The sequence below is a fragment of the Streptococcus sp. 3167 genome (assembly GCF_013277175.1).
GTDB lineage: Bacteria > Bacillota > Bacilli > Lactobacillales > Streptococcaceae > Streptococcus > Streptococcus pseudopneumoniae.
In genome coordinates, this window is record NZ_VMML01000036.1 from 38,619 (window position 1) to 44,142 (window position 5,524).

Genomic DNA, 5,524 nt, shown 5'->3' on the forward strand with positions numbered 1-5,524 from the left:
TGCGGCTAGTTTCCTAGTTTGATCTTTGATTTTCATTGAGTATGAAAAGAGGTTGGAACCATGAAATTCTAGCCTTTTTATTATTAGAGAAGCTACTGGAAATAGCCTAAATAAGTGAGACTACTGTAATGGAATAAAATATGGTATAATTGATAAGATAGATAGAATAGAGGATATTATGTCATTTACGAAATTTCAATTTAAAAACTATATTAGAGAGGCCTTGGAGGAGTTAAAATTTACAGCTCCAACAGAGGTGCAAGACAAATTGATTCCTATTGTTTTGGCAGGTAGAGATTTGGTTGGAGAATCAAAAACAGGTTCAGGTAAGACTCACACTTTCTTGTTACCGATTTTCCAGCAATTAGATGAAGCTAGCGATAGTGTACAGGCAGTGATTACTGCACCGAGTCGTGAGTTGGCTACTCAAATTTACCAAGCAGCCCGTCAGATTGCTGCCCACTCAGACGTGGAAGTTCGTGTGGTTAATTATGTGGGTGGTACGGATAAGGCTCGTCAGATTGAGAAATTGGCAAGCAATCAGCCTCATATTGTTATTGGAACACCAGGCCGTATTTACGACTTGGTTAAATCCGGTGATTTGGCTATTCACAAGGCCAAGACCTTTGTTGTTGATGAAGCAGACATGACCTTGGATATGGGATTCTTGGAAACTGTTGATAAGATTGCTGGCAGTCTTTCAAAAGACTTGCAATTCATGGTCTTCTCAGCGACTATTCCGCAAAAACTGCAACCATTCTTGAAAAAATACTTATCAAATCCAGTTATGGAGAAAATCAAGACCAAAACGATCATTTCTGATACCATTGATAATTGGTTGATTTCTACTAAGGGACGTGATAAGAATGCTCAAATTTACCAGTTGACTCAGTTGATGCAACCGTATTTGGCAATGATTTTTGTTAACACTAAAACGCGTGCTGATGAATTGCATTCTTACCTGACTGCTCAAGGCTTGAAGGTGGCAAAAATTCATGGGGATATTGCCCCTCGTGAGCGCAAGCGTATCATGAATCAGGTGAAAAATCTGGATTTTGAGTACATTGTCGCAACAGACTTGGCAGCGCGTGGGATTGACATTGAAGGTGTCAGCCATGTCATCAATGATGCCATTCCGCAAGATTTGTCCTTCTTTGTTCATCGAGTTGGTCGTACTGGAAGAAATGGCCTACCAGGCACAGCCATTACCCTTTATCAGCCAAGTGATGACTCGGATATCCGTGAGTTGGAGAAATTGGGAATCAAGTTTACTCCTAAGATGGTCAAAGATGGAGAATTCCAAGATACCTATGACCGTGATCGTCGTGCTAATCGTGAGAAGAAGCAAGATAAGCTTGATATTGAAATGATTGGTCTGGTCAAAAAGAAAAAGAAAAAAGTCAAACCGGGTTATAAGAAGAAAATTCAATGGGCGGTTGATGAAAAGCGCCGCAAAACCAAGCGTGCTGAAAATCGCGCTCGCGGTCGTGCAGAGCGTAAAGCGAAACGCCAAACATTTTAATAGAAATTGTTGGAGTACTGAACTCCAACTTTTTGCTTTATGAGAACGAACTATCTAAACCGAAATATCACATTAAAGACTGCAAATTGCGCTAAAAAATGGTATAATGATAAAGTTATATAGTCCCGATAAGATGGTAGGCATTTATCACTAAGAGTTTTCCTACCAGTACTTTGTAACTCTATAACACTATTTTTAAGGGGGGACATTTTTATGTCAGAACGTAAATTATTCACGTCTGAATCTGTATCTGAGGGGCATCCAGATAAGATTGCAGACCAAATTTCAGATGCGATTTTGGATGCTATTTTAGCAGAGGATCCAGAGGCGCACGTTGCTGCTGAGACAGCTGTCTATACTGGTTCCGTCCACGTTTTTGGTGAAATTTCTACAAATGCCTATGTGAATATTAACCGTGTGGTTCGTGATACCATTGCAGAGATTGGTTATACCAATACAGAATATGGTTTTTCTGCTGAGACAGTGGGAGTTCATCCGTCACTTGTTGAGCAGTCACCAGATATTGCCCAAGGTGTTAACGAAGCCTTGGAGGTTCGTGGAAATGCAGACCAAGATCCACTTGATTTGATCGGTGCTGGAGACCAAGGGCTCATGTTTGGATTTGCAGTGGATGAAACAGAAGAGCTCATGCCATTGCCAATCTCACTCAGTCATAAATTGGTTCGTCGTCTGGCAGAACTTCGTAAATCTGGAGAAATTAGCTATCTCCGTCCAGATGCAAAATCACAAGTTACAGTTGAGTACGATGAAAATGACCGTCCGGTACGTGTAGATACAGTCGTTATTTCTACTCAGCATGATCCAGAGGCTACTAATGAACAAATCCATCAAGATGTGATTGACAAGGTCATCAAAGAAGTTATTCCATCTTCTTATCTCGATGATAAGACAAAATTCTTTATCAATCCGACAGGTCGTTTTGTAATCGGTGGTCCTCAAGGGGACTCAGGTTTGACTGGTCGTAAGATTATTGTAGATACTTATGGTGGCTACTCTCGTCATGGTGGTGGTGCCTTCTCTGGTAAGGATGCGACTAAGGTGGACCGTTCTGCCTCATATGCAGCTCGCTATATTGCCAAGAACTTCGTTGCAGCCGGTCTTGCTAAGAAGGCAGAAGTTCAATTGGCCTACGCTATCGGTGTTGCCCAACCTGTTTCTGTTCGTATCGATACTTTCGGTACAGGAACAGTAGCTGAAAGCAAGCTTGAAAAAGCAGCCCGTCAAATCTTTGACCTTCGCCCTGCAGGAATTATCCAAATGCTGGACCTCAAGCGTCCAATTTACCGTCAAACAGCAGCTTATGGACACATGGGACGTACAGATATTGACCTTCCATGGGAACGTTTGGACAAGGTAGACGCTTTAAAAGAAGCAGTCAAATAAAATCTTAAGAGGGGGACTTCCTCTCTTTTTTATAGTTTTTAACTATACTGGGATACTGTTCTGAAAATCCATTTTGCGAAAGTAGAGATTTACATGTATTTCTTTAAAAATGCCAAAGGTTGAGATTTCTCCTCGCAATAGATAATCATGGAGATATTTCAATCCAAAGTTTTATTCGTTATCACTTGACTATTGCAAGGTTTTCTAGAGCAACAGAGTCATGGAATGGACTCATGGTTGAGATTTCTCCTTGTTGCTTGGACTTCATTCAAAAGTCTGTGACCCAAGTCTTGTTCAAACTTCCAATACACTAGCTGTTTCCATAACATGACTTCTGCACTAGACTTTCTTTTCCGAATAAATAGATAGAACCACAGAATCTAGTAAACCTAGAATTAAAATTATGGTATAATATTAGCAATAAAAAGAATCTGGAGGATTAGAATCATGGTATCAACGAAAACACAAATTGCTGGTTTTGAGTTTGACAATTGCTTGATGAATGCAGCAGGTGTGGCTTGTATGACGATAGAGGAGTTAGAAGAGGTCAAAAACTCAGCGGCAGGAACCTTTGTTACTAAGACAGCAACCTTGGACTTTCGTCAGGGAAATCCTGAGCCACGCTATCAAGATGTCCCACTTGGTTCTATCAATTCTATGGGCTTGCCAAATAAGGGCTTAGACTATTATTTGGATTATCTTTTGGATTTACAGGAAAAAGAGCCAAACCGAACTTTCTTCTTATCTCTGGTTGGAATGTCTCCAGAGGAAACCCATACTATCTTGAAAAAAGTCCAAGAGAGTGATTTTCGTGGTCTGACTGAGCTAAATCTTTCCTGTCCAAATGTTCCAGGTAAACCTCAGATTGCCTATGATTTTGAGACAACAGACCGGATTTTGGCAGAGGTGTTTGCCTACTTCACCAAACCTCTTGGAATTAAATTGCCACCATATTTTGATATTGTTCACTTTGACCAAGCGGCAGCTATTTTCAACAAGTATCCGCTCAAGTTTGTCAACTGCGTTAACTCTATCGGAAACGGCCTCTATATAGAAGACGAATCTGTCGTTATTCGGCCTAAGAATGGTTTTGGTGGAATTGGTGGAGAATACATCAAACCAACTGCTTTAGCTAATGTTCACGCCTTTTATCAACGCTTAAATCCCCAGATCCAAATCATTGGAACAGGTGGCGTGTTGACTGGTCGTGATGCCTTTGAACATATTCTCTGTGGAGCGAGTATGGTGCAGGTGGGAACCACCCTTCACAAAGAAGGCGTCGGTGCCTTTGACCGCATTACCAATGAACTAAAAGCAATCATGGCGGAAAAAGGATACGAGAGCTTAGAAGATTTCCGTGGGAAATTGCGCTATATTGACTAAATTAAATCGAAAAATCAGAAGAAAGGAGAGAAGATGCTAGCCATTGAAGAGAGTCAGAAGTTGACTTTATCAAATTTACCTAGCCTGAGCCTTTTTACAGGGACAGATCAGGGTCAGTTTGAAGTGATGAAGAGTCAAGTATTGAAACAGATTGGCTATGATTCTGCTGATCTCAACTTTGCCTACTTTGATATGAAAGAAGTGGTCTACAAGGATGTGGAACTGGAGTTAGTCAGCCTTCCTTTCTTTGCGGATGAGAAAATCGTGATATTAGACCATTTTGTAGATATCACAACAGCCAAGAAACGCTTTTTAACAGATGATGAACTCAAGTCGTTTGAGGAATACCTTGATAACCCTTCACCAACAACCAAGTTGTTGATCTTTGCGGAAGGAAAGCTGGATAGCAAAAGACGGCTGGTAAAATTACTTAAGCGTGATGCCAAGGTCTTTGATGCAGTAGAAGCCAAAGAACAAGAATTACGCCAGTATTTCCAAAAGTGGAGCCAGAAAGAAGGTCTGCAGTTTACCAATAATTCTTTTGAAAATCTTCTCGTCAAGTCGGGTTTTCAATTTAGCGAAATCCAGAAAAATCTCCTCTTTTTACAGTCCTATAAGGAAGACTCTGTTATCGAGGAAGAGGATATTGTTAACGCAATTCCCAAGACCTTACAGGACAATATTTTTGATTTAACTCAGTTTATTCTGACTAAAAAGATGGATCAGGCGCGCGATTTGGTTAGAGATTTGACCTTGCAAGGTGAAGATGAAATCAAACTGATTGCAGTCATGCTAGGACAATTTCGGACTTTTACTCAGGTGAAGATTTTGGCGGAGTCTGGGCAAACAGAATCTCAGATTGCAAGTAGTCTAGGAAGTTTTCTCGGACGCAATCCTAATCCCTATCAAATCAAGTTTGCGCTGAGAGATTCAAGAGGACTTTCTTTGAGCTTTTTGAAGCAAGTAATTTCCTACTTGATTGAGACAGACTATCAGATTAAGACAGGACTCTATGAAAAAGGTTTCCTTTTTGAAAAGGCACTCTTACAGATTGCTAGTCAGGTCAATTGACATTTGTTGAAACTACAACCCGCGTCAGGATTATCTTGTCGTGGGTTTCTTACTGATTTGCTTATTTTATACTCAATGAAAATCAAAGAGCAAACTAGGAAACTAGCTGCAGGCTGCTCAAAGCACTGCTTTGAGGTTGCAGAT

4 protein-coding genes are annotated in these 5,524 nt (G+C 40.6%); all 4 read left to right on the top strand.

Annotated elements, in window-relative coordinates:
* Nucleotides 1–178: 178 nt before the first annotated feature.
* Nucleotides 179–1,522 carry a DEAD/DEAH box helicase gene (locus tag HT678_RS06000; RefSeq protein ID WP_050208023.1) on the top strand — a complete coding sequence of 448 codons (1,344 nt, stop codon included), beginning with the start codon at nt 179–181 and terminating at the stop codon, nt 1,520–1,522.
* Between the two features lie 213 nt (nt 1,523–1,735).
* Nucleotides 1,736–2,926: a methionine adenosyltransferase gene (metK, locus tag HT678_RS06005; RefSeq protein ID WP_172924700.1), complete on the top strand. Its 1,191-nt coding sequence runs from the start codon at nt 1,736–1,738 to the stop codon at nt 2,924–2,926.
* 447 nt (nt 2,927–3,373) lie between these two features.
* A complete protein-coding gene (locus tag HT678_RS06010; protein WP_000255155.1) occupies nt 3,374–4,309 on the top strand; it encodes a dihydroorotate oxidase in 936 nt (311 codons plus the stop codon).
* A gap of 33 nt (nt 4,310–4,342) precedes the next feature.
* Nucleotides 4,343–5,380: a DNA polymerase III subunit delta gene (gene holA, locus HT678_RS06015; protein WP_000879648.1), complete on the top strand. Its 1,038-nt coding sequence runs from the start codon at nt 4,343–4,345 to the stop codon at nt 5,378–5,380.
* Nucleotides 5,381–5,524: the final 144 nt, after the last annotated feature.

Excerpts from the sequence above, each read along its gene's own strand:
- metK (WP_172924700.1), top strand. The coding sequence starts at position 1,736 with ATGTCAGAACGTAAATTATTCACGTCTGAATCTGTATCTGAGGGGCAT.
- HT678_RS06010 (WP_000255155.1), top strand. The coding sequence starts at position 3,374 with ATGGTATCAACGAAAACACAAATTGCTGGTTTTGAGTTTGACAATTGC.
- holA (WP_000879648.1), top strand. The coding sequence starts at position 4,343 with ATGCTAGCCATTGAAGAGAGTCAGAAGTTGACTTTATCAAATTTACCT.
- HT678_RS06000 (WP_050208023.1), top strand. The coding sequence starts at position 179 with ATGTCATTTACGAAATTTCAATTTAAAAACTATATTAGAGAGGCCTTG.